22 protein-coding genes, 1 riboswitch and 1 other annotated feature are annotated in these 26023 nt (G+C 38.8%); of the genes, 19 read left to right on the plus strand and 3 right to left on the minus strand.

Features of this window, described 5'->3' with window-relative positions; translation table 11 throughout:
• Positions 1 to 280: 280 nt before the first annotated feature.
• The 7 genes from purE to purD all read left to right on the plus strand — a co-directional run bounded on the left by purE (position 281) and on the right by purD (position 6731).
• Positions 281 to 769: a 5-(carboxyamino)imidazole ribonucleotide mutase gene (gene purE / locus I6751_RS03805; protein ID WP_196591758.1), complete on the plus strand. Its 489-nt coding sequence runs from the start codon at positions 281 to 283 to the stop codon at positions 767 to 769.
• A 29-nt stretch (positions 770 to 798) separates the two neighbouring features.
• A complete protein-coding gene (gene purC, locus I6751_RS03810) occupies positions 799 to 1509 on the plus strand; it encodes a phosphoribosylaminoimidazolesuccinocarboxamide synthase (RefSeq protein ID WP_231035404.1) in 711 nt (236 codons plus the stop codon).
• A gap of 21 nt (positions 1510 to 1530) precedes the next feature.
• Positions 1531 to 2967 carry an amidophosphoribosyltransferase gene (gene purF, locus I6751_RS03815; RefSeq protein WP_196591759.1) on the plus strand — a complete coding sequence of 479 codons (1437 nt, stop codon included), beginning with the start codon at positions 1531 to 1533 and terminating at the stop codon, positions 2965 to 2967.
• A 30-nt stretch (positions 2968 to 2997) separates the two neighbouring features.
• Complete coding sequence (gene purM / locus I6751_RS03820) at positions 2998 to 4059, plus strand: phosphoribosylformylglycinamidine cyclo-ligase (protein ID WP_196591760.1); 1062 nt, start codon at positions 2998 to 3000, stop codon at positions 4057 to 4059.
• Positions 4052 to 4684, plus strand: a complete 633-nt coding sequence (gene purN / locus I6751_RS03825) for a phosphoribosylglycinamide formyltransferase (protein ID WP_196591761.1) — start codon at positions 4052 to 4054, stop codon at positions 4682 to 4684. The genes purM and purN overlap by 8 nt, the downstream gene beginning before the upstream one ends.
• The gene (locus I6751_RS03830) at positions 4681 to 5274 is read left to right on the plus strand and encodes an IMP cyclohydrolase (RefSeq protein ID WP_196591762.1); all 594 of its coding nucleotides are present in this window, start codon (positions 4681 to 4683) and stop codon (positions 5272 to 5274) included. The genes purN and I6751_RS03830 overlap by 4 nt, the downstream gene beginning before the upstream one ends.
• 173 nt (positions 5275 to 5447) lie before the next feature.
• The gene (gene purD, locus I6751_RS03835) at positions 5448 to 6731 is read left to right on the plus strand and encodes a phosphoribosylamine--glycine ligase (protein ID WP_182188377.1); all 1284 of its coding nucleotides are present in this window, start codon (positions 5448 to 5450) and stop codon (positions 6729 to 6731) included.
• A 65-nt stretch (positions 6732 to 6796) separates the two neighbouring features.
• Here purD and I6751_RS03840 read toward each other — a convergent pair whose 3' ends face one another.
• Positions 6797 to 7774 carry a YeiH family protein gene (locus tag I6751_RS03840; RefSeq protein ID WP_196591763.1) on the minus strand — a complete coding sequence of 326 codons (978 nt, stop codon included), beginning with the start codon at positions 7772 to 7774 and terminating at the stop codon, positions 6797 to 6799.
• Positions 7775 to 8029: 255 nt separating this feature from the next.
• Between I6751_RS03840 and I6751_RS03845 the strand changes: the two genes are divergently transcribed.
• A complete protein-coding gene (locus I6751_RS03845) occupies positions 8030 to 8233 on the plus strand; it encodes a hypothetical protein (RefSeq protein ID WP_182188379.1) in 204 nt (67 codons plus the stop codon).
• Positions 8234 to 8445: 212 nt separating this feature from the next.
• Here I6751_RS03845 and I6751_RS03850 read toward each other — a convergent pair whose 3' ends face one another.
• Positions 8446 to 9318 carry a LysR family transcriptional regulator gene (locus I6751_RS03850; protein ID WP_196591764.1) on the minus strand — a complete coding sequence of 291 codons (873 nt, stop codon included), beginning with the start codon at positions 9316 to 9318 and terminating at the stop codon, positions 8446 to 8448.
• Between the two features lie 444 nt (positions 9319 to 9762).
• Between I6751_RS03850 and infC the strand changes: the two genes are divergently transcribed.
• The 8 genes from infC (at position 9763) to I6751_RS03890 (ending at position 17646) form a co-directional block, all read left to right on the plus strand.
• Entirely contained in the window at positions 9763 to 10275 is a 513-nt protein-coding gene (infC, locus tag I6751_RS03855; protein WP_182188381.1) for a translation initiation factor IF-3, read from the plus strand.
• 2 nt (positions 10276 to 10277) lie between these two features.
• Positions 10278 to 10475 (plus strand): 50S ribosomal protein L35, encoded by a 198-nt coding sequence (rpmI, locus tag I6751_RS03860; RefSeq protein WP_196591765.1) that lies wholly within the window; start codon positions 10278 to 10280, stop codon positions 10473 to 10475.
• A gap of 25 nt (positions 10476 to 10500) precedes the next feature.
• Complete coding sequence (gene rplT, locus I6751_RS03865) at positions 10501 to 10854, plus strand: 50S ribosomal protein L20 (RefSeq protein WP_182188383.1); 354 nt, start codon at positions 10501 to 10503, stop codon at positions 10852 to 10854.
• Positions 10855 to 10947: 93 nt separating this feature from the next.
• Complete coding sequence (locus tag I6751_RS03870) at positions 10948 to 12186, plus strand: LL-diaminopimelate aminotransferase (RefSeq protein WP_196591766.1); 1239 nt, start codon at positions 10948 to 10950, stop codon at positions 12184 to 12186.
• Positions 12187 to 12328: 142 nt separating this feature from the next.
• Positions 12329 to 12497: riboswitch (M-box (ykoK) riboswitch) on the plus strand.
• A 585-nt stretch (positions 12498 to 13082) separates the two neighbouring features.
• Positions 13083 to 14468 carry an ABC transporter permease gene (locus I6751_RS03875; protein ID WP_231038025.1) on the plus strand — a complete coding sequence of 462 codons (1386 nt, stop codon included), beginning with the start codon at positions 13083 to 13085 and terminating at the stop codon, positions 14466 to 14468.
• A gap of 16 nt (positions 14469 to 14484) precedes the next feature.
• The gene (locus tag I6751_RS03880) at positions 14485 to 15759 is read left to right on the plus strand and encodes an ABC transporter ATP-binding protein (RefSeq protein WP_182188386.1); all 1275 of its coding nucleotides are present in this window, start codon (positions 14485 to 14487) and stop codon (positions 15757 to 15759) included.
• 87 nt (positions 15760 to 15846) lie between these two features.
• A complete protein-coding gene (locus I6751_RS03885; RefSeq protein ID WP_196591768.1) occupies positions 15847 to 16827 on the plus strand; it encodes an asparaginase in 981 nt (326 codons plus the stop codon).
• A 69-nt stretch (positions 16828 to 16896) separates the two neighbouring features.
• Entirely contained in the window at positions 16897 to 17646 is a 750-nt protein-coding gene (locus tag I6751_RS03890) for a GNAT family N-acetyltransferase (RefSeq protein ID WP_462139362.1), read from the plus strand.
• 78 nt (positions 17647 to 17724) lie between these two features.
• Here I6751_RS03890 and leuS read toward each other — a convergent pair whose 3' ends face one another.
• A complete protein-coding gene (gene leuS, locus I6751_RS03895) occupies positions 17725 to 20193 on the minus strand; it encodes a leucine--tRNA ligase (protein WP_196591770.1) in 2469 nt (822 codons plus the stop codon).
• Positions 20194 to 20231: 38 nt separating this feature from the next.
• Positions 20232 to 20421: a binding site (T-box leader), on the minus strand.
• 159 nt (positions 20422 to 20580) lie between these two features.
• Between leuS and I6751_RS03900 the strand changes: the two genes are divergently transcribed.
• The 3 genes from I6751_RS03900 (at position 20581) to I6751_RS03910 (ending at position 26016) form a co-directional block, all read left to right on the plus strand.
• Entirely contained in the window at positions 20581 to 23997 is a 3417-nt protein-coding gene (locus I6751_RS03900) for a DNA polymerase III subunit alpha (protein ID WP_196591771.1), read from the plus strand.
• Positions 23998 to 24069: 72 nt separating this feature from the next.
• Entirely contained in the window at positions 24070 to 25686 is a 1617-nt protein-coding gene (locus I6751_RS03905) for an MBL fold metallo-hydrolase RNA specificity domain-containing protein (RefSeq protein ID WP_196591772.1), read from the plus strand.
• Positions 25687 to 25698: 12 nt separating this feature from the next.
• A complete protein-coding gene (locus I6751_RS03910; protein ID WP_196591773.1) occupies positions 25699 to 26016 on the plus strand; it encodes a DUF1292 domain-containing protein in 318 nt (105 codons plus the stop codon).
• Positions 26017 to 26023 lie beyond the last annotated feature (7 nt).

Below are 26023 nucleotides of genomic sequence, written 5' to 3' on the forward strand. Positions count from 1 at the left end.
GTATTTTTATTGCTTGGTGCAATAGCTGTTACATTATACAACAAAATGATATATTGTGTACAGCCGTTATAACAAAAAATATTACTATTTGCCCAATTGATGTGGATTGTTTAATAAGGCGAAAAAATATCTTATTGTTATTTTAACATAATATCGTTCATAATTAAAAAAAAAAGTAAAAATATTGGTAAGGTATTATATTGTATTGAAGTTTGTTATGCATTTTGCTATTATTGAGAGGTACAAATATTAATTTTATATTAATTTAGGAGGAGATTTCATGAAAGTGGCTGTTGTAATGGGCAGCGATTCAGATTTACCGGTATTAAAACCGGCGATTGGATTATTACATGATTTTGGTGTTGAAACAGAAGTTATAGTTGCTTCGGCACATCGTACCCCGCTGAGAGTACGGGAAATCGTATCCTCGGCGCAGGAGCGCGGCATTGGTGCTTTTATTTCAGCAGCAGGTGCGGCAGCTCATTTAGGGGGAGTTATTGCTTCTTATACTACACTTCCTGTAATAGGCGTACCCATCAATGCAACTGCATTAAACGGAATGGATGCTCTTTTAAGTACAGTACAAATGCCTTCGGGTATTCCCGTAGCCACCATGGCTATAAACGGCGCAAAGAACGCTGCAATTTTTGCAGTGGAAATTTTTGCGGTCAGCGATCCGACATTACAAAAAAAATTGTGTGAATATCGTGCGAAAATGGTCAAAGAAGTGGAAGCTAAAGCTGCAAAAGTAGCTGAAGAACTGAAATAAAATGTTTGTTTACAGGAGGAGTTATTATTATGAGTAAAGAAAAGTTGTATGAAGGCAAGGCTAAAATTATTTATGCGACAGAAAATCCCGAAGAACTTTTGGTTTATTACAAAGATGATGCTACTGCCGGCAATGGTGCTAAAAAAGGTACTATAATGGGAAAAGGCATTTTTAATAACAAAATTTCAGCGTTCTTTTTTAATATGCTGGCGAAAAATGGAATTGAACATCATTATGTAAATATGCCTAGTGATAGGGAAATGATCGTAAAAAAACTTGATATGATTCCTTTGGAAGTTGTTTTGCGCAATGTAGCAGCAGGAAGTTTAGCTAAACGTCTTGGTGTTGAAGAAGGTACAAAATTGTCTTCTCCTGTTCTTGAATATTATTATAAGAGTGATGAATTAGGCGATCCAATGATCAATCAGTTCCATATAAGGGCAATGAAATGGGCTACAGATGAAGAACTGATGCAGATCGAAAAAATGGGATTTAAAATAAATTCAATAATGACAGAATATCTTAAGACTAAAAATATCGATTTGATTGATTTTAAACTAGAATTTGGTCGTTTTAAGGGCAACGTGTTATTGGGCGACGAAATTTCTCCTGATAATTGTCGTTTCTGGGATAGTACTACGCACGAAAAACTTGATAAAGACAGATTCCGCAGAGATTTGGGACATGTAGAAGATGCCTACAAGGAAATTTTGCATCGTTTGACAGGTGAACAAGCATAATAATAGGAGAGAAAATAATAGATGGCTGATATTTCCACATCAAGTGAATGGCATGAAGAATGCGGCGTATTCGGCGCTTATTCTCATACTGAAGATGTTTCTTTAATGACTTATCTGGGCCTTTATGCATTGCAGCATCGCGGTCAGGAAAGTGCCGGTATAGCTGTGACTGATGGTGCGTGGATGGACGTTTCCCGGGGGATGGGATTGGTGAATGAAGTATTTCGTCATCAAATCCCCCATATGGATAATCAATATATTGCTATCGGGCATGTGCGCTATTCAACTACCGGTTCAAGTCTGTTGGCTAATACTCAGCCGCTGATAGTGAATTATGCCGGCGGTAAAATAAGCTTGGCACACAATGGCAATCTTACCAATGCTGCTCAGATACGTCACGAAATGGAACAGGAAGGGAATGTGTTTCAAACATCTATCGATACGGAAGTCTTTGTTAATCTTATTGCTAAATCCAAAAAGACTTCTATTGAAGATAAAATAATGGAAAGCCTGAAAAAGATTAAGGGTGCCTATTGTTTGACAATCATGACCGAAGATAAATTGATTGGTGTGCGCGATCCGCATGGCTTTAGGCCATTATGTATTGGAAAGTCCAATGATGCATGGGTCTTATCGTCAGAATCATGCGCACTGCCCGTTGCCGGAGTAAAATATATGCGTGATGTTGAACCGGGTGAACTGGTAGTAATTGATAAAAATGGACTCAAATCATATAAGTTTGCTAAGGTAGAAAAAAAAGCCGCCTGCGTTTTTGAGTATATTTATTTTGCTAGACCTGATAGTGTTATTGACGGACAAAGTGTTCATGATGCCCGGTTTATGATGGGACGTATTTTGGCCAAAGAATCGGGGTTTAAGGGTGATGTGGTCATTTCTGTGCCGGATTCAGGTACTACTGCGGCAACCGGATTTGCCTATGAATCAGGTATTCCTTTTGTTGAAGGATTAATCAAAAATCGTTATATTGGCCGTACTTTTATACAACCGACACAAAAAAAACGTGATACTGCTGTCAAGCTAAAACTTAATCCGATAGTTTCGGCTGTAAGGGGAAAAAATGTAATAATGGTCGATGACTCTATTGTGCGGGGTACTACCAGCGGCAAGATCGTTCATATGTTGCGCAAGGCTGGAGCCAAATCGATACACATGTGTGTCAGTTCACCGCCAATAGGGTATCCTTGTTATTACGGAATAGACACTTCAATACGTAAGGAACTTATTGCGGCAACTAAAACAGTAGATGAAATACGTAAATATATAGGTGCTGATTCATTGCATTTTCTTTCGTTGGAAGGATTGAAAAAAAGCATTAAGGATGCTGACAGCAATGATATGTGTTATGCTTGCTTCAATAATTATTATCCGGTGGAAGGACCTAAGGGTGATACTGTCGGCAATGATAAATATGTTTTTGAACATGCCAAAAATAGATGAGGTATAATATCTTATTTGATGGGAGATAAAATGTCTGACGTGAAAAGTACAGGATTGACATATCGCGATGCTGGTGTGGATATTGATGCCGGAAATTATTCAGTTTCGCTGATAAAAGATAGTGTAAGAGCAACCTATCGTCCGGAAGTATTGGGAGATTTAGGAGGATTTGGCGGTTTATTCGCATTAGGCGGTAAGTATAAAGAACCGGTATTGGTATCAGGAACTGACGGTGTCGGTACTAAGCTTAAATTGGCATTTATGTTTGATAAACATGACACGATTGGTCAGGATGCCGTTGCTATGTGTGTTAATGATGTCTTGGTCCAGGGGGCTGAGCCATTGTTTTTTCTTGATTATTTAGCAGTTGGCAAATTAGAACCTGCTAAAGTAGCGGCTATTGTAAAAGGGGTTGCAGCTGCCTGCAAGGAATCAGGCTGTGCACTTATCGGCGGAGAGACAGCAGAAATGGCGGGATTTTATTCTGATGGAGAATATGATATCGCCGGTTTTACTGTCGGTGCAGTGGAAAAATCGAAAATAATAACCGGTGACAAGGTGGCGAATGGAGATGTCCTGTTAGGATTGCCTTCAACAGGCATTCATTCCAATGGCTATTCTTTGGTGCGAAAAATTTGTTTTGAACATAAGAAATTTACCGGTAAGGAATATTTTAATGAACTGGGTACTACTTTAGCGGAAGAATTATTAAAACCGACAAGGCTTTATCCTAAGGTATGTCTGCCATTGATTGAAAAATTTGATATTCATGCATTGGTGCATATAACCGGCGGCGGTTTCTATGATAATATACCCCGCATTCTGCCATCAGGCTGTGATGCGCTGATAGATGCTGCCGCTTGGCAGATGCCGTCTATTTTTAGGCTGTTGCAAAAATGGGGAAATGTGGACTGGCACGAAATGTACAGGACTTTTAATATGGGGATCGGTATGATCATGGTTGCTGCTCCGGAAGATGTACAGGCGATCACTGAACAACTCCAGGTACAGCAAGAAAAAGTGCATATCATTGGTAAAATAGTTTCCGGCGCCAGGGGTGTAACTATTAAAGGCGGGATATTTGATGAATAAACCCGTTTTAGGAATTTTGGCATCAGGGCGCGGTACTAATCTGCAGTCAATTATAGATGCTGTTGATGAGGGGAAAATTTCAGCCGAGATTGGTTTGGTGATAACTGACAAACCGGCAGTAATGGCATTGCAGCGCGCTGAAAAAAATAATATACCAAATATATGCATAGACAGAAAAAAATATGCCATGCGTGAGGATTTTGAAGCAAAATTGCTGGAGAAACTGAGAGAATATGAGGTTGAACATATTATTTTGGCAGGATTTATGCGGATTTTAAGTGCTGCATTTATCAGAAATTATAAAAATCATATTTTAAACATTCATCCGGCGTTACTACCTTCCTTTGTGGGAGCACATGCTCATCGTGATGCTTTGGCCTATGGTGTTAAGGTATCGGGCTGTACAGTACATTTTGTTGATGAGGGTATGGATAGTGGTCCGATTATCGCTCAGGCGGCTGTGCCGGTGTTTGATACTGATACAGAAGAAACATTGGCTGCACGTGTGTTGGGACAGGAGCATATTATATATCCAAAAGCAATTGAATTGTATTTGACCGGTAAACTTCATATTGAAGGGCGCAAGGTATTGATAAAAAATAATACAAGTGGGGGATTATCTTGAAAATAAGGCGGGCGCTGCTTAGTGTTTCTGATAAATCGGGTATTGTTGAATTAGCACGTAAACTTCATGCGGCCGGGATAGAAATTGTATCTACCGGTGGAACGATGCGGGCAATAAAAGAAGCCGGTATACCTGTACTTTATGTAAGTGATGTTACAGGTTTTCCGGAAATTATGGATGGCAGGGTAAAAACACTTAATCCGTATATACATGGTGGAATTTTGGCAGTTCGTGACAATCCCAATCATTTGCAGGCTATGCATGATCATAAAATTACTGCTATTGATTTGGTTGTAGTCAATCTTTATCCGTTTCGTCAGACAATTGCCAAACCTAATGTAACCTTGGCTGAAGCTATTGAAAATATTGATATTGGCGGTCCGGCAATGATCAGGGCGGCTGCCAAGAATTTTAAATATGTAACGGTGATTGTAAATCCGTCAAACTATGGAAAAGTTGCTGATATGATTTTAAAAAATGGTGAGGTTTCTGCAGATTTTCGCATGCAGTTGGCACAGGAGGCGTTTAGACATACGGCACAGTATGATGAATGCATCCAAAAATATTTAGCCGGGCAGTTAAATAAATAGTTTATAAATTAAAGGGGCTGTCGCATGAACAGCATTGACTTCATAAAGATGCAATCCACTACCGCTATACGGTATCCCATCTTTTTCGGGGCGGATAAAAAGAGTGGAATATTGTATATTTATGAACGAAAATGGGCACGTGCGACAACCCCGTTTTAGGAGAGGAGAAAAATTTGGATATTTTAGTAATTGGTTCCGGCGGCCGCGAACACGCGTTAGTATGGAAATTGGCACAAGGATCGAATGTGGACAAAATATATGCTATACCGGGTAATCCGGGAATAAAAAATAACGCTGAATGTATTTCAGACATTGCTATAGATGATAATAAAAAAATTGTTGATTTTGCCAGACGGAAAAATATTGGATTGACGGTTATCGGTCCGGAAGTCCCTTTGATTAATGGATTGGTTGACGATTTACAGGCAGCTGATATAGCGGTGTTTGGTCCGACGAAAGCAGCTGCCCGGTTGGAAGGGTCGAAATCATTTTCAAAAGATATAATGCGAAAATATAAGATACCTACTGCAGCTTATGAGAGTTTTACTGATGCAGCAGCAGCTAAAGAATATATAAAAAAAATGGGTGCACCAATTGTTGTAAAGGCTGACGGACTGGCTGCCGGTAAGGGTGTAATAGTGGCACAAACCGTGGAACAGGCAAATGAAGCAGTCGATGAAATAATGTGTGATAAAGCGTTTGGCAGCGCTGGTGACAGTATTGTAATAGAGGAATGTTTGATTGGTGAAGAAGCCTCAGTATTGGCTTTTACTGATGGGGAAACGATCGTTCCGATGATTCCTTCGCAGGATCACAAATGTATTTTTGATGGAGATAAAGGACCAAATACCGGAGGAATGGGAACATATGCACCAGCTCCAATAGTTGATGGAAAAATGCTGGAGCAAATTCAAGCAGAAATATTGGAACCGATAATTGCTGCAATGAACAATGAAGGGAAAAAATATCGAGGCTGCTTATATGCCGGGCTCATGATAACCAGTGACGGACCTAAAGTAATTGAGTTTAATGCCCGTTTTGGTGATCCGGAAACACAGGTCATTTTGCCATTGCTTGAAAGTGATTTAATGGAAATAATGCTGTCATGTGTCAATGGTACTTTGAAGCAGATGTCAATTAAATGGTCTGATGATGCGGCAGTTTGTGTGGTATTGGCAGCAGGAGGTTATCCGCGTAAATATAATAAAGGGGATATCATTGATGGCCTTGCTGAGGCACAGCAGACCGGTGCACTTGTCTTTCATGCCGGAACAAGAGAAAATAATGGAAAGCTTGTTACGGATGGCGGCAGGGTGTTAGGTGTGACAGCTGTTGGAGCAGATATGAAAGCGGCAATAGATAAGGCGTATCAAGACGTAAATTTGATAAAATTCAATAATATGTATTTTCGCAAAGATATAGCGCAAAAAGCTTTTAGACATATAAAAACTAAATGATTTCAGATAAAAAAATTAGTGCAGTACGTTTTTTATTACGTTACTGCACTAATTTTTTACAGGGCTTATATCAATCCAAGAACATGTTGAACAACGAGAGAGACTGCAGCAACTGCAAACCAGCAACACAATCCAAGTAAAATAGGACGAAAGCCATTTTTGACCAATGAATGAAGATTTGTATTTAACCCGATTGCACTCATCGCTAAAATTATGCAAAATTTGCCTGCCGATCCAAGCAAATGAGTTATACTTTCCGGAATAATACCGATGGTATTAATAATTGAAGCAACGATAAACCATAAAATAAACCAGGGAAATATTTTATAAAAATTAAAATTACTGCTTTTTTTGTTACAGCGGGCGGTAAGAACAGCGAAAAACACACAGGCGGGAACAATCATCAATGCCCGGGTCAATTTTACAATAGTGGCATAACTACCAGCAGCAGTACTATAAGAATAACCGGCAGCTACAACAGAGGAAGTATCGTTGATAGCTGTACCGGCCCACATACCGAAACCGGTGTCTGACATACCTATTAAGTGCCCTAGAAAAGGAAAAAGAAATACGGCAATAACATTAAAAAGGAAAATTGTGGAAATCGAAAAAGCAATATCTTTGTCTTCGGCGTTAATGACCGGGGCTAAGGCGGCTATTGCCGAACCGCCGCAGATAGCAGTTCCTGCTCCGATCAATGTGGTGGTGCAGCGATCAAGTGCGAGCAATTTGCCAATTGACCAGGCAACGACGAAAGACGTAAGTAATGTAAAAATCATTACATAAAAAGAATGAGAACCTATTTTAAGGACATTAAATAAATTCATTTCAAAGCCAAGCAGTATTATGGAATATTGCAGTATTTTTTTCCCCGTGAACTTTATACCCGGTTCAAAAGTTGCAGGCCGTTTAAATCCGGCGGCTAGTATGCCTAATAATATTGCAAAGACAGGTCCGCCGATGATGGGAAATAAATTGCCTAAAAAATAAGCCGGAATGGCAAAAATGAATGTGTAAAGGATTCCTCTGATATTATTATGCATAAAAGTAATCACTCCTAAATTGTTATAGGCAATATTCTATCAGCTGAATATATAGATGTAAAATAGTATAATTATATAAAAACATAGTATTTTTACTATATATATTATTAATTTTTAAAATGCTTTTGCCATAATCAATAAATTATAATTATTATATACTAAAAAAAAATTATAAAAAATAAGAATTTGAGGAGGATATAGTTTATAACTGTCGAAAATAGTAAAATATAAGCTATCATGAAAGGATGTGTAATTATGGCTAAGCAGACTTTTATTAATGAAAAACCATTTTGTCTGAATTTACAAAAAAACGTGAATGTAGTGCGTTATTACCAAAAAAACAGCGCTCAGAAAATGGTTTGTTACAAACAAGAATGTGAACATCGTTTTGATTGCAAGGAATCCACTAATTGCAAGCATGCATTTCATTCTGTTGGATCCGAGTATCTGCAAGGGTAGTGCAGCACGAATTGGTGGATGAGAAGAAGTTTTGACTTAGGCACCGTTAAGTAGGGGGAATATGCCATCGATATTATGATTGGGATAAATTTATCGATGTTGAATAAAAGTTAGAGTAAGAATAAGAGGCAGCAGTAAAAATTTTAATTTTTACTGCTGCCTCTTATTCTTTAAAAAACGGTCATTAAAATCAAAGATGTCTTATAAATAAATTATTTTAATGTATCCTGACAAAATTCAATAAAAGATTGGGCTGCTTTTGATATGTAACGGTCTTTTTTCCATGCCAGGCCAACATCAACGAATATCGGGTTTTCAAATGGAAGGACTTTTATGTTTTTAGCATCTTTTACAACAAAATCCAGTAAAAATGCCATACCCACATTACTGGCCACTAATCCTTTTATTGTTTCTATTTGGTTTGATTCTAAAACAACATTGGCTTTTATATTTTCGCTGGACATTTTCTGCAGCAATAGATTACGCAGATAAGAACCGTCTTTAAGCATAATGATGTTTTGATTTTCAATATCACTTATAGCAATTGATTCTTTTTGAGCTAAGGGGTGGTTTAAAGGCAGACAGGCAACGGACTGGTTACGTGACATGGGTAAAAGCTCTAAACTGGACGAAGCACCGGATAAAATAACTATGCCGAAATCCAGTTCGTCACGGTCTATTTGTTCGCGGATGGTCATTGACCCTTCTTCGTATAAATAAATATCCAGGTTAGAATACTTTTTTTGAAAACTGGAAAAAATCTTAGGAAATAAAAATGCACCAATCATTGAAGGAATGCCAATTTTTATAGTACCTTTTTGCAATTGCTTATAATCATTTACTTCCAGCACTGCATCTTGGATATTACGCAATGCCAAAGATATCCTGTTAAGGAAAACTGCGCCTTCCGGGGTCAGTGATAATTGTTTTTGGCTTCGATCAAAAAGCTGTATACCCAGTTCTGCTTCTAATTTTTTTATGGCCACCGTAATATTGGGCTGAGATACGCGCAGCCGTTTAGCGGCCCGGGTAATGTTTTTTAATCTACTGGTCATTTGAAAATATTCCAGTTGTTTGAGTTCCATTTTGCTCCTCCTAAATCGGTCGCATGATATAAATTTCAAGGTGATTTCTAATTGTATCTAACTGTTATTTAGCGCAGACAGTCTGCTTGGTACTATAAAATAATCCCTTGTCATGGACGTGATAAATATGGTATAGTTTTATAAGTTAAGTATATTTATGTCATTTATTATAGCATAAGTAGATGTTTAAAAACTATAATTATTTTAAATATAGTGTAAATTAGTGAAAAAATTATGAAGGAATTTTATATTATTCGAATATAATTTGACAGTGCATCAGGTATATGATATACTACTATCGTTGTTTAAGCAGGAGCCACCGCTTCTCACCTGATGATGTATAGTCAGTCAGGTTGATATTGACGGATAGAAGGGTGGTTGTGTGCCGCCCTTTTTTTGGTATATATTTTTATAAAGAGGTGATTTGATATTAGTAAAGATAGCTTGAGGATAAATGAAGAAATCCGCGTACGCGAAGTACGTGTAACAGACGTTAGTGGTAATCAGCTGGGGATAATGCCTATAAGAGAGGCGTTAGCACGTGCAGAAGAAGCTCATCTGGATTTGGTAGAGGTGGCTCCTAAGGGAAAGCCACCGGTGTGCCGAATTATGGATTTTGGTAAATATCGTTATGAGCAGCAGAAACGTGAAAAAGAAGCACGTAAAAAACAGAAAATCATAACGATGAAAGAAGTAAAGCTGCGCCCTAACATTGAACAGCATGATTTTGATGTCAAGACGAAAAATGCTTTACGTTTTATAAATGATGGTAATAAGGTAAAAGTCACAATTATGTTTCGTGGCAGGGAACTTTCTCACCCGGAATTAGGCCGTGAACTCTTGCTTAAAGTTGCCGATGCATTGTCGGAGTCCGTTGTTGTTGAGCGTGCTCCTAAGCTGGAAGGCAAAAATATGATAATGATTTTGGTTCCAAAACAGATTAAGGGAGGAAATTAATAATGCCAAAAATGAAAACACGCCGTGCGGCAGCTAAACGTTTTACTGCTACCGGTACAGGTGAATACAAACGCAATAAATCTTTTAAAAGCCATATTTTGGAAAAGAAATCACCCAAACGTAAACGTAATTTGAGAAAAGCTACTATCATTACAGCTGCTGATCATAATCGCGTCCGCAGAATGCTTCCGTACGCTTAATATAAAATTTCAGGAGGAAAGATAAATGCCAAGAGTTAAAACAGGCGTTACTGCACATGCGCGCCATAAAAAAATATTAAAGCTAGCTAAAGGTTATAAAGGTTCTAAGAGTAAACAGTTTAAAAAAGCCAATGAAACAGTAATGAAGGCGTTGTATTATGCCCGCAGAGATCGCCGCGCTAAAAAAGGTGATTTTCGTAAATTATGGATTGCCCGCATTAATGCAGCAGCCCGTATCAATGGAATGTCTTATAGCCGTTTGATTTATGGATTGACCAAGGCAAATGTTGAAGTAAACCGCAAGATGCTGGCTGATTTGGCAATTAATGATGCTGTTGCTTTTACAAAATTAGTTGCAGTGGCAAAGGAAAATCAGTAAAATAATATTAGATGCAAAGAAGCTGTACATAATTTGGATTATGGACAGCTTTTTTTGCATATTGATAAATTTAAAATAAGGAAGTGCAGGCTGATGACAGTAGTTAATGAAAATTATTTGAAATTGCCGGGCAGTTATTTATTTGCCGAAATAGCTCGTCGTGTAAAAGCTTTTAAAGACAAGAATCCTTCAGCTGATATTATAAGTTTAGGTATCGGCGATGTTACACAACCGCTGGCACCCGTGGTAATTAAAGCCTTACATAAAGCAGTCGATGAAATGGCTGATGCCAGTACATTTCGTGGTTATGGACCGGAACAGGGATATGATTTTTTACGGGAAAAGATTGTTAAAACAGTATATCACGCTCACGGAGCTGATATAGCACCTGATGAAATTTTCGTTAGTGACGGGGCAAAAAGTGACTGCGGCAATATTCAGGAAATATTTGGCACTGATAATATTATTGCGATAACAGATCCGGTTTATCCGGTATATCTTGATACTAATGTTATGGCTGGACGTACGGGCGGCTATGATGAAACTAAAGGGATTTTTTCCAATGTGGTATATATGCCATGCACGGCGGATAATAATTTTGTTCCTAAAATACCGAAACAGCATGTTGATATGATATATATATGTTGCCCTAATAATCCTACAGGGACAACTTTGACCAGAGAACAGCTTGCAAAATGGATAGAATATGCCAGACAAAATGATGCTGTTATTTTATATGATGCTGCTTATGCCTATTATATAACAGAAGCTGATATTCCCAGGACTATTTATGAAATACCTGGAGCCAGAGATGTAGCTATAGAATTCAGATCATTTTCTAAGACCGCTGGTTTTACGGGAATGCGCTGTGGTTATACAGTTATACCGAAAACAGTTTTTGCCCGTACTAAAGCAGGGGAAAAGCAGGCTTTAAATCCATTGTGGAATCGTCGCCATACGACTAAATTCAATGGTACGGCGTATATTGTTCAGCGGGCTGCGGAAGCTGTTGTGACTGAACAAGGGCAAAAGGAAATAATGCAGACCATAAATTATTATATGGATAACGCCAGGATAATTAGAGAGGGATTAGACGGGGCCGGTATAGAATATTTTGGCGGGATCAATGCTCCGTATATCTGGCTTAAGACACCTAATGATATGAAGTCATGGGACTTCTTTGATAAATTATTGTCTGAGGCAAATATTGTCGGGACGCCAGGAGCCGGTTTTGGCCCTTCAGGGGAAGGTTATTTCCGGCTTACAGCATTCGGTGATAAGGAAAATACAAAAAGGGCTGTAAAACGTATTAAAACAAAGCTGACTTTATGAACGGAGTAATATAAATTAAACCGCTGTTGATTTTTGCAGCGGTTTTTGCCAGCCATAATAAAATACGTTAAATTTGTGTAAATAGTGAAAAATACATTGCATTTTATTATTCATAGTGCTAAGATAAGCCAGTGGAAAATTAATATAGTTTTGTTAGGTGAGGTTCCTGCAATAAACATAGGCTATTGCCCGGAAACATCGAGAGATGCCAAGGGGTAGGACAGGTGTTATCGAAATAAGGTATTACCCGAGATAGCTGAGTATTTACTCTACGTTATGCAGTGCTAAAGCTTGGACGATTGAAATCTGCAGCGGATGTTTTGGAACCTTCTCATGATTTTTGAGAGGGTTTTTGTATTTAGTTACAAAAATTTATTTTGATAAGGGTGGTGGTAAATATGGACGATGGCTCTGGTGGCGGTAAAAAAATATTTACAATTATCGTAGGAGGTACCTTATGGAAATATTTACCAAATCCCTGTCAAGAAGAAAATTTTCTTTAATGGATGTAGGGATACTTTGCATTATTTTTATTATTTTATATGCTATATTGAAATTAGGAATGGGGATGAATGCCCCTTTTTCTCAGGGAGAGCATCTTGAAATAAGTCTTTCACCGGCGATGCTGCCCTATTATGCCGGTAGATCTTTACTGCGAATGTTCATTGCTTTTATTTTTTCTTTGATTTTTACATTGGTTTATGGTTATATAGCTGCAAAAATTAAATCTGCAGGGGCAATAATGATACCAATTCTTGATATTTTGCAGTCAATACCTGTTTTGGGTTTTTTATCGGTTACGATAGCAGCGCTTATGGCAGGGGTTCCTCATAGTCTGTTCGGGGTGGAATGTGCATCTNGTTTTGGGTTTTTTATCGGTTACGATAGCAGCGCTTATGGCAGCGTTTCCTCATAGTCTGTTCGGTGTGGAATGTGCATCTATTTTAGCAATTTTTACAGGACAGGCATGGAATATGACTTTTAGTTTTTATCATTCGCTGATTACTATACCCAAGGATCTGACAGAAGCGTCGCAAATGTTGCATTTCAACGCTTGGCGGAGATTTATTAATCTTGAATTGCCTATTTCGGCAATAGGATTGATTTGGAATGGCATGATGTCTTTTGGCGGCGGCTGGTTTTTTTTGGCAGCCAGCGAGGCAATAAGTGTATTGGGTGAAGATATTCATCTGCCGGGAATAGGTTCATATTTGGCTGTCGCAGTTGATTCTGGTAATATTCAGGCCATGCTGTATGCGATGGTAACGATGCTGGTCATGATTTTATTAGTGGATCAGTTCTTTTGGCGGCCTTTGGTAGTGTGGGGGCAGCGTTTTAAGTTGGAATTATCTGAGTCTGATATTCAACCTACATCGTTCGTTTATAATATTTTGTATAAATCTTTTATTGTACAGTGGCTTTATCATAGATTATTCGTCCCATTGGGCCGGTCGGTTAATAAAATTGCCATGCGGTCGGTAGACAAAATAGATGATGTTTCTGAAATGTACAGAAAAACTCCCGAAGCATTAACCGGGCAAAGGATAGCCAAAGTAATTGTAATTATATTTTTTATTTGGTTATTATACAAGCCCGCGATGGAAGCAACTGCTATGCTGTATAATATAGGCATGTCTGAAATAAGCGGGGCTTTTATGCTGGGATTATGTACAGCAGGACGCGTTTTTACGGCTTTACTGCTTGGTGCGCTGTGGACAATTCCTGTAGGAGTTAAAATAGGGCTCAATCCTAAATTATCACAAAAAATGCAGCCAATAGTACAAATGGCCGCATCTTTTCCGGCAAACATGCTTTTTCCATTCATTACTATTCTATTTGTCCAGTACAATGTAGATTTTGAATATGGGTCAATTTTGCTGATGATGCTTGGCACTCAGTGGTATATATTATTTAATGTAATTGCCGGAGCAATGAGTATACCAAATGATTTATTGGAAGCAGCTGATGTTTTTGAATTAGCAGGCTGGAAAAAATGGCGCTCATTTATCCTTCCTAGTATATTTCCCAATCTGGTAACTGGTCTTATAACCGCGTCCGGTGGAGCATGGAACGCTAGTATTGTGTCAGAACTGGTCAGCTGGAAGGATATTACTCTGACGGCATCAGGAATCGGTGCTTATATAAACTCATCGACTTCATCGGGCAATTGGAATGAAATTTTGGTGGGACTCACTGTTATGTGTGTGATAGTAGTATTCATAAATCATTTTCTTTGGCATAAATTATATTATTTAGCACAGACCAAATATCATTTAGATTGAATAGGAGAAGTTAAGAATGGATAATTTACTGGAATTAAAAGGAATAAATAAAACGTTTAAAATAAAAGGCAGCGATGATTCTGTTGTTTTGGAAGATATAAATCTCCAAGTGAAAGAGGGAGAATTTTTAGCAGTGCTTGGTCCGTCAGGATCAGGCAAATCAACATTGCTGCGTATAATTGCAGGACTTATTCCCAGTACGAGCGGTACAGTGTCGTATCTTGGCAGGCAGATTCATGGGGTTAATCCCGGTGTGGCAATGGTTTTTCAGTCTTTTGCATTATTCCCCTGGCTTACTGTCGTAGAAAATGTAATGCTTGGCTTGGAACGAAAAAAAATGAGTACGGAAATGAAAAAGGAAAAGTCAATGCAGGTGCTTGACATAGTTGGGTTGGATGGTTTTGAAAATGCCTATCCTAAAGAACTTTCCGGCGGTATGCGGCAGCGTGTAGGTATTGGCCGGGCATTGGTCAGTGAACCGGATATATTGTTGATGGATGAAGCTTTTTCAGCACTTGATGTACTTACGGCAGAAAATCTGCGTCGTGATTTATTGGAATTGTGGCTGGAAAAAAAGATACCTACAAAATCTATTGTATTAATTACGCATGGAATTGAGGAAGCCGTGTATATGGCAGATAGAGCGGTAATTTTATCATCAGGACCGGCGACGATAATTAAAAATATAAATATTGATTTACCGCGTTGGCGGGATAGAAAGTCAGCAGAATTTCTTGCTTATGTGGATGAAATATATTCAATAATGACAAAAAAGAAGGATAGAACTACACCGCTTCAGGTATTGTCAAAAAAAGATATAATTCCTGCCGTTTCGGCTGGTGCTTTAACCGGTTTCCTGGAGTTGCTGGAAGATTTGAATGAAAAAACGGATCTGTATAAATTGGCAGATCGATTTGTAATGGATATGGAAGATTTTCTGCCTTTGATAGAAGCGTCAACCTTATTGCATTTTACTAAGGTTACGGAAGGTGATATTGAGCTGACTGATTATGGAACGGAATTTGCCCGAGCCAGTGTACTGGACAGAAAAAAACTTTTCCGCCGGCAGCTTTTGAAACATGTACCATTTGTAAAAAAAATGTTGACTATTTTGCAGTCTAAATCAAATAAGCAGATGAATATAGAGTTTTTTGAAGAGTTATTAACGCGTACATTTGGTGAAACCGTAGCCCATCAACAATTAGAATGGCTGATTGGTTGGGAACGATATGCTGAACTCATTGAATATGATGATAATCGAGAAATAATTTATTTGGAAGAAAATGTATAATATTATGAAATAAAATCTTGCCGGAAAAAATCATTCGGAACGGGCCCATGTTACAGCAATAGAAAATATTCAAACAAGAAGGTAATTATGGTGAAAAAAGTTATAGCTATTACGACGGGTGGTACCATTGCAATGAAATATGATAAAGCAGCCGGTGGATTAATTCCGGCGGTGAGCGGGGAAGATCTTTTGGAAGCAGTGCCGCCGCTTAAAGATATGGTACAAATTGAGGTGGTGGAATATTCAAATGTGCCTAGTGGACATATTACACCAAGGATGATGCTTGAGCTGGCAAAATTAATAGATATAAAAGCCAGTGACAGGGATGTTGCGGGAATTATTGTTACACATGGTACTGATACTATAGAAGAAACGGCTTATATGCTGGATTTGTCTGCACATACAAAAAAACCGATTTGTCTGACGGGAGCAATGAGGGGAGCATCGGATATGAGCTGGGATGGTCCGGGGAATATTTTGGCGGCAGTTAGGACGGTAATCAGCCCGGCTATGATTGGACAAGGGGTAACAGTGGTATTAAATAATCAAATACACGCGGCAAGTGAAGTTACAAAAACTCACTCAGTTAATACCGATACTTTTGCTTCACCATGGTGGGGACCGCTTGGTTACGTTTATGATGATTGTGTTGTAGTGAAACGACATCGGGCAAAACAGCAGAAAATTTATACGGATTCTCTGGAAGAAGATGTATATTTATTGAAGGTAACTGCCGGTATGGATGGTTTTTTGTTTGATTGCCTGGTCAAAAAAGGTGTAAAAGGAATAGTGGTAGAGGGGTTTGGCTGTGGTAATGTACCACCGGCAGTGAAAAGAGGAATTGAATTGGCACGTCGACATGATATTCCGGTGGTCATGGCAACCCGTGTAACTGCAGGACGAGTTGCACCGGTATACAGCTATGAGGGCAGTGCGGGGTCACTGATTCCTGCCGGTGTTATTCTGGCTGGTGAAAGCAGTGGGCAAAAAGCGCGCCTTAAATTAATGCTGGCTTTGAAAGCGGCTGAAAATGATACTGAACTGCGGGCTTATTTTGAAGAAAGATAAACAATATAGCCAGTTAATAACAATATTAAGAGAAAGAAGCTGACAAAAATAAGTGGCGACGTCAGGTTAATTGAAGAATTATTGCTTAATTCTGTTCCGGCATCAAAAACAGTGCTGTTGGATGGCTGGGTAATGCGATTGAACAATAATTATACTTATCGTGCTAATTGCGTTTGTCCTATTCGATATGCAAAAGAAGCAAAAATTGATGATAGGATAAAAATTTGTGAAAAACTTTTTGCTGATAATAAATTACCATCAGTTTTTAAGGTCACACCTGCGTTGCAAGAGGGTTTTGATGATATTTTATTATCACATGATTATCATAATGTAAAGACAGTGCAGGTCATGTATCGTAAGCTGGAATATGAAAAATCAAACAGCTGTGCAGGATTAAGCTGTATGCATCGACCTGATCGTGAATGGTTAAACGCATCGGTCAGACTTTCAGGTATAAATTTGCCAGAATTAATAACTGTTCATTGTCAAAATCTGAAAAATATTGCTATTGAATCTATTTTTGTAAAAGTAACTGTCAATGGGAAAATAATAGGCTGTGGTTATGGGACAGTTGAACGTGGGTATGTTGGTATATACGATTTGCATGTGGACAATGATTATCGTTGCAGGGGAATAGGCAGTGCTATTTGCAAAGCTGTTTTCAGCTATGGCATGACACAAAATGCCAAATCAGCTTATTTGATTGTTCATAGTAAAAATGAAAATGCAATTTCATTATATTCACATATGGGATTTGCTGCACTTTATGAATATAATTTTTATTGCAGGGATTGGTCAAATTATAAAATTATTGACTGAAAAATTCGGTTAAATACAAATGGACTCCTCATCGTCGTTGAATAGATGGGAGTCCATTGTTGTTAAAGTATAAAAAAATTATTTTACAACTATATTTACAAGTTTTTTAGGAATACAGATGGCTTTGATGATAGTTTTACCTTTAGTAAGTTCGTGAATTCGCGGCAGCTGAATAGCAAGCTCCTTGAGTTCATCTGCTCCGGCCTGCGCAGCAACAGTAATTTTGTCACGCACTTTGCCGTTTATCTGGATAACTATTTCCACCTTGTCAGCAAGTGTAGCTTTGATATCGCAGTTTGGCCAGGCAGCTTTATGGATACTGCCCGATTTGCCGATCCTGTGCCATAATTCTTCGGTAATATGCGGGGCAAAAGGTGCCAATAAAAGTAATAGTGAGGTGCCTGTTTCATTTATCAGCCCGGCCTGGACAGGTTTATCCTTTATGGCATAAAAAGCATTAACCAGTTCCATGATAGAGCTGATTGCCGTATTGAAATTGGATCGTTCAGCGATATCTTCAGTGACCTTTTGTATTGTAATATGAAGAATACGGCGCAGTTCTTTTTCATCGTTGTTAAGCGCTGGTATATCAATGAGTTTGTTTTCTTTGACTATATCAGCATAATGTAAGATAATACGCCAAACGCGGTTTAAGAAACGCCAGGCACCATCGACACCCTGATCGCTCCACTCCAGATCACGTTCCGGTGGTGCGGCAAACAATATAAATAGGCGGGCAGTATCAGCACCATATTTACCGATTATTTCTTCTGGGGAGACAACATTGCCAATCGATTTGCTCATTTTTGCACCATCTTTTATTACCATGCCCTGAGTAAGTAAATTGGTAAATGGTTCATCAAAATTTACCATTCCGGCATCTTTTAATACTTTGGTAAAAAAACGAGAATACAAAAGATGTAAGATAGCATGTTCAATGCCGCCGATATATTGATCGACAGGCAGCCATTTATTGACAAGTTCTTTAGAAAAAGGAGCTTGATTGTTCCTGGCATCGGCATAACGCATGTAATACCATGAAGAACAGATAAACGTATCCATGGTATCGGTTTCCCGTTTAGCTGGCCCACCGCAGTGTGGACAGATACAATTTACGAATTTTTCACTGTGGGCCAGTGGAGAGACTACTCCCGGAGCAAATTTTACATCTTCCGGTAATTTTACCGGAAGATCTTTTTCAGGAACAAGTACTGTGCCGCATTTTTTGCAGTAGATTACAGGAATTGGAGCGCCCCAATAACGCTGCCGTGATATCAGCCAATCACGCAGGCGATAATTTATCCGTCGTTTGCCGCAATGATTTTTTTCCAGCCAGTCAATCATGGCTGGGATGGCTTTGCGGTTATTCATTCCGGTAAATTCACCCGAATTTATCAATATACCGTCATCGGTATAGGCATCAGTCATATTGTCAATTGCTAAAGTATTGTCATTGTCAGTTATAACAATCTTTTTGCCAAGATTATATTTTCCGGCAAACATCCAGTCACGGCTGTCATGGGTAGGAACGCCCATGACAGCACCAGTCCCGTATTCAAATAGTACATAATTGGCAACCCAGATGGGTACTTTTTCACCATTGAATGGATTAATAGCATAAGCTCCGGTAAATATACCTTCTTTTTCTGATTTATCGGAAGTACGTTCAAGTTCACTTTGGTTGTGGACACGATCGATAAAATTGCGGATTTCAGCTTCATTTTTACGGCCTTTTATGAGTTTACCGACCAATGGGTGTTCTACAGCCAGCACCATATAACTTATGCCGAAAGCTGTATCAGGTCTTGTGGTATAGACCGTCACTTGTTCATCAAAGTCAGGAATAGCAAAATTTATTTCGGCACCTTCACTGCGGCCGATCCAATTATCCTGCATTGTTTTGACCCGATTAGGCCAGCCAGGCAGTTTTTTTAAATCTTTAAGCAGCGTATCGGCATAATCGGTTATTTTGAAAAACCATTGTTCCAGATCCTTTTTTATTACCGGAGAATCACAGCGCCAGCAGCGTCCGTCGATAACCTGTTCATTGGCAAGAACGGTTTTACAGGAATCACACCAGTTAGCAGTGGCTTTTTTCTTGTAGGCAAGGCCTTGTTTATAAAATACTTCGAATAAGTATTGTGTCCAGTGGTAATAGTCGGGAGAACAGGTTTGTACGAGCCGACTCCAATCATAAGAAAGTCCCATACGCTTTTGCTGACAAATCATATTGTCCATATTGGAGTATGTCCAATCAGCAGGTTTAACGCCATGTTTTATAGCGGCATTTTCGGCCGGCATACCGAATGCATCAAATCCCATGGGATGAAGGACATTAAATCCCTGCATTGTTTTAAAACGAGCGATAACATCACCAATTGAATAATTTCTCACATGTCCCATATGGAGATTGCCGGATGGATAAGGAAACATTTCCAATACATAATATTTTTCTTTGGTATTATTATCTTCTGTTTTATAGATGCCCCTTTTTTCCCATTGATCCTGCCATTTTTTTTCTATTTCCTGTGGGCAATATTTGTCCATTTGATTTCCTCCTTAAAATAAAAAAATCCCTGGCAAAAGCCAAGGACGACAATGTCGCGGTACCACCCTGATTGACAGTAAACTGTCCACTTTGTATATTAACGCTATCAACGCCGGTTTTCCGGAAGCCTCAGCAGTGAGTTCAAACTGGATAAATGCCGGTTTGCAGCGTCCAACGGCTCTCTGAAAGATATCGCAGCTTTACTATTCTGTGTCATAAGCAGATTTGTTTGTTAAGTTATAAACTTTTTTTATTATAAAGGCACTGATGCGGAAAGTCAACATAGCAGAAATCTTACCCGCCATTTCCTAAAAATTGGCTATATGATAAAATACTAAATATAAGCTCAGAAATAACAGCAGATAAAATCAGAGGTAAATAAATATATGCAGGAAATTAATAATCAAGAACAGTTTGTACATTTGCATGTGCATACTGAGTACAGCTTGCTTGACGGGGCAAGCCGGATAAAAAAATTAGCGGCGGCTGCCAAACGTATGGGGATGCCGGCTATTGCCATAACAGATCACGGCAATATGTATGGCGTTGTTGAGTTTTATAAAGCAGCCAAATCTGAAGGAATAAAGCCCATTATTGGCTGTGAAGTTTATGTAGCACCAAAAAAGCGTCAGGAAAATTTTGAAGTTAACGGAGTACGCTATTATCATCTTATACTGTTGGCTGAGAATGCAGTAGGTTACAAAAATCTGGTAAAATTGGTTTCTTTGGCTAATATTGAAGGCATGTATTATAAACCGCGTGTCGATAAGGAACTTTTGCGCAGATATCATGAAGGTATAATTGCATTAAGTGCCTGTATAGCCGGTGAAATTCCTCAGGCTATCCTGAATGGTGACAGCATACGGGTGAAAGATGTTTTGAAAGAATACGTAGATATTTTTGGCAGGGATAATTTTTTTCTGGAAGTACAAGACCATGGTCTGCCGGAAGAAGCCAAAGTTGACGCTGCTCTAGCCGAATTGGCGGAAGAATACGGACTGAATTTGGTCGCAACTAACGATATTCATTATTTAAATAAGTCTGACAGTGAGTTTCATGACGTGTTATTGTGTATCCAGACTGGTAAAACCTTAGCTGATACAGATAGAATGAGATTTTTTAGTGATGAATATTATTTAAAGTCGCCGCAGGAGATGCAGAAACTTTTTGCTGCTTATCCGTCAGCTATCAGTAATTCATTGAAAATAGCCGAGCGCTGTAATGTTGAATTTGAATTTGGACATTTGCATTTGCCACAGTTTCCCTTACCGGACGGGATGACGGACAAACAATATTTGCGCGATTTGTGTGAAAAAAATCTGCCGGGGTGTTATGCGAAAATAACAGATACTGTAAAAAAAAGGCTTGAGTATGAGCTGGGCATAATAAATCATATGGGTTATGACAGTTATTTTTTGATCGTCTGGGATTTTATCAATTTTGCTCGCAAAAATGGCATTGCTGTGGGCCCGGGCCGCGGCTCGGCCGCCGGCAGTATCGTAGCTTATTTATTGGGGATAACTGATATTGATCCATTAAAATATGATTTGTTGTTTGAAAGGTTTTTGAATCCGGAACGGGTGACAATGCCGGATATTGATATTGATTTTTGTTATATCAGGCGCGAAGAGGTTATTGAGTATGTTAAACAGCGTTATGGTGAAGATCATGTTGCTCAGATAATAACATTCGGAACGATGGCGGCTCGGGGTGCTATTCGCGATGTCGGCAGAGTTATGGATATTCCGTATAATGATGTTGATAAAGTGGCTAAAATGATTCCTGCTGAACTGGGAATGACACTTGATAAAGCACTAAAAGAATCGAAAGATTTGAATAGAATTTATGAGGAAAATACACAAATTCATCGCTTGATCGATTTTGCTAAAGATATTGAAGGAATGCCGCGCCATTCATCGACACATGCTGCCGGTATAGTGATCGCGCGTAATCCGCTTACGGATTATGTACCGGTTCAGATGTCGGAAGGAACGCTGGTAACGCAGTATGATAAAGATTATGTGGAAGAACTCGGACTTTTAAAAATGGACTTTTTGGGACTCAGGACACTTACGGTAATCGGCGATACCATAAAAAACATCAAAATTACTAAAAATATTGATATTGATTTGCACAATATCCCTTTGGATGATAAAAAAACTTCGGAAATGCTTTGCAGGGGCGATACATGCGGTGTGTTTCAAATGGAATCATCTGGTATGACGGCGCTGGTAAAGGATTTACAGCCGGAAGATTTTTCTGACCTGATACCTTTGGTAGCTTTGTATCGTCCAGGACCGCTGGGCAGTGGAATGGTAACAGATTTTATCAATGGGCGGCACGGCAAAAAAAAGGTGACGTATATGCATCCGTTGCTTGAACCTATACTGAAAGAAACATTCGGCGTGGTATTATATCAAGAACAGGTAATGCAAATAGTGCAGGTCCTGGCAGGTTTTACCCTGGGGCAGGCTGATATCCTGCGTCGGGCTATGGGTAAAAAAAAGCATGATGTGCTAATGGCACAAAAAGAAAATTTTTTGTCAGGAACTGCCAAAAAAAATATCAATAAAAATTTGGCGGAAAAAATTTTTGATTTATTGGTAAACTTTGCTGATTATGGATTCAATAAGTCGCACAGTGCCGCTTATGCATTGGTGGCATATCAAACGGCTTATTTGAAAGCACATTTTCCATATGAATTTATGGCGGCAATGTTGACTAGTTTTATGGCAAATGCTGATAAAATTAAGAATTATATTGAGCAATGTCAGCATATGGGGATAAAGATTTTGCCGCCAGATATAAATTTAAGCGGTGCGTCATTTACAGCTGATGTTGAAATAGGTGGTATCAGATTTGGTTTGGCAGCTATTAAGAATGTTGGTGAAACCGCAATGCATGACATAATTACCATTCGTGAGAAAGATGGCTTGTTTAAATCCGTAATGGATTTTTGCTGTCGTGTCGACAGCAGAGTCGTCAATAAACGTACTTTGGAATATTTAATACGATGCGGAGCTTTTGATTCCTTTGGAAATAAACGTTCACAGCTTTTGACAGTTCTTGATCAATTGGTTGATACGGCTTTAATAAAACGCAAAGACGCTGATAGCGGACAATTATCATTATTTGGAGAGACACCGATTGAACAGGAAAAGATAGAACTGCCGGATATGGATGAACTGCCATTGCTGGAAAGGCTGAATTGGGAAAAAGAAATAACGGGATTTTATATTACGGGCCATCCGCTCGACTTATATCGCTCTAAATTAAAGCATATAAAATCAGCAGCTCAGCTGATTGAAGAAAAAGTTTCGGAAAATGCTCATGTGCGTATTGCCGGTATTATAACCGGTATTAAAAAAATGACTACGCGTAAGGGTGATACTATGTGTATAATGCAGGTGGAAGATTTTTCTCAAACTGTTGAAATTGTGGTTTTTCCCAACGTATTTTACGATTCAGTCAATTCAATAATTCAAGAGGAACCTGTAATTGTATCGGGCCGGGTAAATTTATTGGATGAAGGGTTTAAAGTAATTGCCGCTAAAATTATGTCTTTGGAAAAATATGAAGAAACATTTTGGATACAAATAAATGCCATGCAGGAAAATCATGAATCATTACAGAAATTAAAAGATATATTAATGAATCATCATGGAAATCATGTGGTATGTTTTTATTTTTCTTCAAATAATAGGAAGATAAAGACACAGCAACAGTACTGGATTGATGGAAATATTGAAACTATCAGCACTATAGAAGAGCTGCTGGGAAAGGGAACGGTGCGAATAGGCTGAAAAAGTAAATCTTTAACAACATCTGATGATGTATGTTTATAATGCGTCGTCAGTTATATGGGGGAATATTGAATGAAATTACAGTTTCTTGGGGCGGCACATGTTGTCACAGGCTCGTGTTATTTGTTGGAGGTGGACGGGAAAAAAATCTTGATAGACTGTGGTATGTTTCAAGGCGGTCGGCAGCTGCGGGAACTTAATTATCGGCCCTTTCTTTTTTCACCGGCAGAAATTGATGCTGTACTGCTGACACATGCGCATATAGATCACTGCGGTCTTATTCCGAAACTTTGCCGGGATGGGTTCAAGGGAAATATATATGCAACTAAGGCCACTTGTGATCTGGCAGGAATAATGCTGCCGGATAGCGCACATATTCAGGAAAGTGATACGGAAATAATTAATCGTAAAGGCCTGCGGGTAGGACGGATACCGATAGCACCGCTTTATACGATTGAAGATGCCCAAAAATCATTATTGCAGTTTAAGCCTGTTGAATATCGGGAAAAATTTGCCTTAACTGATGGAATTACTGTAATATTTCGTGATGCCGGGCATATTCTCGGTTCGTCAATTGTTGAGGTATATATTGCGGGAAAAACAAAAAAACCGGTTAAATTAGTATTTTCGGGTGATTTAGGGCAGCCGGACCAGCCAATTATAAAAGATCCTGAACTGATAAGCGATGCTGATTATCTTATTGTCGAATCCACTTATGGTGACAGGCGGCACCAAGTATATGATAAGGAATCCGCTTTAGCAGAAATAATTAATGATACTATGGACCGCGGGGGTAATCTTATCATACCGGCTTTTGCGGTAGGACGTACTCAGACGCTTTTATATTATTTATATCGGCTGTGGAAGGAAAAACGTATCGATGAAATGCCGATTGTTGTTGACAGTCCGCTGGCAATTGTGGCTACTAAAGTTTTTGTAGACAATATGAAAGTATTTGATGAAAAAACTGCTGAGCTGCTACAAAAAAACGGTGAATTGCCTGAGATGCCTCAGGTGAAAATTTGTCGTACGGCTGAAGAATCAAAGGCTTTAAACAGCAGTGAAAGTTCTTCAATTATAATATCGGCCAGTGGTATGTGTGATGCCGGTCGAATCCTGCATCATCTGAAACATAATCTTTGGCGGCCGGAGTCGACAGTATTATTTGTGGGATATCAGGCTGAAGGTTCATTGGGCAGACGTCTTATCGACGGTATTAAACGAGTAAAAATATTGGGTGAGGAAGTAGCGGTACGGGCTCGTATTGCACAATTGGATGGTTTTTCTGCACATGGTGATTATCAGCAGATATTGGATTGGCTGGGACATATTAAGATGAATGCACCACAGCAAATATTTCTGGTACATGGGGAATCATTTTCGATACAATCACTGGCGGAAAAGATAAAAGATGAATATAAATATAATGTTTATGCTCCGTTTTATGCCGATACAGCTCAGATAGAGGGTGCTCAATGCAATATAGTTCCGGCAAATATTCCGGAAGTATCGGTTCAAAAGGAAATGGAAGAATTCTTACAGTTGCTTGATGCTGAGTATCGCAACTGGCGTAAAAAATTATTGCTGACCGTGGTGAAGAATCCGCAGATAATGGAAAGTACAATTCGACAGGCAGAAAAAGCCTGGCGCTATGTAAAAAGGATGTTTAAAGATTTCGGAGTAAATTAATAGGAGTGCGAAATGAACGATAAATATATAAATCCATTGGCAGGGCAAATTGATGATGATGTCGATGACAATATAATTGAAATGCTTGATGAGACAGGCAGAAAGCATTATTTTTATGAAGAAATGCAATTTTTTGCAGATGGGAATAGATATGCTTTACTGCGTTTCATAAAAACAGATGATGAATTTGAAATAGATGATGATGAAAATATCACTATTGCCAAGATAGTAGTAAATCCGGCAGGCGAGGATGAATATTTTTCACCAAGTGATGAGGAATTTGATATTGCGGTTAAAGCATATGAAGAAATAGCTGTTGAAGATGAGTGAATGGTAT

This window comes from Pectinatus frisingensis (assembly GCF_015732285.1).
Lineage (GTDB): Bacteria > Bacillota > Negativicutes > Selenomonadales > Selenomonadaceae > Pectinatus > Pectinatus frisingensis.

Excerpts from the sequence above, each read along its gene's own strand:
- I6751_RS03885 (WP_196591768.1), top strand. The coding sequence starts at position 15,847 with ATGGTGAAAAAAGTTATAGCTATTACGACGGGTGGTACCATTGCAATG.
- rplT (WP_182188383.1), top strand. The coding sequence starts at position 10,501 with ATGCCAAGAGTTAAAACAGGCGTTACTGCACATGCGCGCCATAAAAAA.
- I6751_RS03910 (WP_196591773.1), top strand. The coding sequence starts at position 25,699 with ATGAACGATAAATATATAAATCCATTGGCAGGGCAAATTGATGATGAT.
- I6751_RS03900 (WP_196591771.1), top strand. The coding sequence starts at position 20,581 with ATGCAGGAAATTAATAATCAAGAACAGTTTGTACATTTGCATGTGCAT.
- I6751_RS03850 (WP_196591764.1), bottom strand. The coding sequence starts at position 9,318 with ATGGAACTCAAACAACTGGAATATTTTCAAATGACCAGTAGATTAAAA.
- I6751_RS03845 (WP_182188379.1), top strand. The coding sequence starts at position 8,030 with ATGGCTAAGCAGACTTTTATTAATGAAAAACCATTTTGTCTGAATTTA.
- purN (WP_196591761.1), top strand. The coding sequence starts at position 4,052 with ATGAATAAACCCGTTTTAGGAATTTTGGCATCAGGGCGCGGTACTAAT.
- leuS (WP_196591770.1), bottom strand. The coding sequence starts at position 20,193 with ATGGACAAATATTGCCCACAGGAAATAGAAAAAAAATGGCAGGATCAA.
- purE (WP_196591758.1), top strand. The coding sequence starts at position 281 with ATGAAAGTGGCTGTTGTAATGGGCAGCGATTCAGATTTACCGGTATTA.
- rpmI (WP_196591765.1), top strand. The coding sequence starts at position 10,278 with ATGCCAAAAATGAAAACACGCCGTGCGGCAGCTAAACGTTTTACTGCT.
- purM (WP_196591760.1), top strand. The coding sequence starts at position 2,998 with ATGTCTGACGTGAAAAGTACAGGATTGACATATCGCGATGCTGGTGTG.
- purF (WP_196591759.1), top strand. The coding sequence starts at position 1,531 with ATGGCTGATATTTCCACATCAAGTGAATGGCATGAAGAATGCGGCGTA.
- I6751_RS03880 (WP_182188386.1), top strand. The coding sequence starts at position 14,485 with ATGGATAATTTACTGGAATTAAAAGGAATAAATAAAACGTTTAAAATA.
- I6751_RS03870 (WP_196591766.1), top strand. The coding sequence starts at position 10,948 with ATGACAGTAGTTAATGAAAATTATTTGAAATTGCCGGGCAGTTATTTA.
- I6751_RS03905 (WP_196591772.1), top strand. The coding sequence starts at position 24,070 with ATGAAATTACAGTTTCTTGGGGCGGCACATGTTGTCACAGGCTCGTGT.
- I6751_RS03875 (WP_231038025.1), top strand. The coding sequence starts at position 13,083 with ATGGCAGCGTTTCCTCATAGTCTGTTCGGTGTGGAATGTGCATCTATT.
- purC (WP_231035404.1), top strand. The coding sequence starts at position 799 with ATGAGTAAAGAAAAGTTGTATGAAGGCAAGGCTAAAATTATTTATGCG.
- I6751_RS03840 (WP_196591763.1), bottom strand. The coding sequence starts at position 7,774 with ATGCATAATAATATCAGAGGAATCCTTTACACATTCATTTTTGCCATT.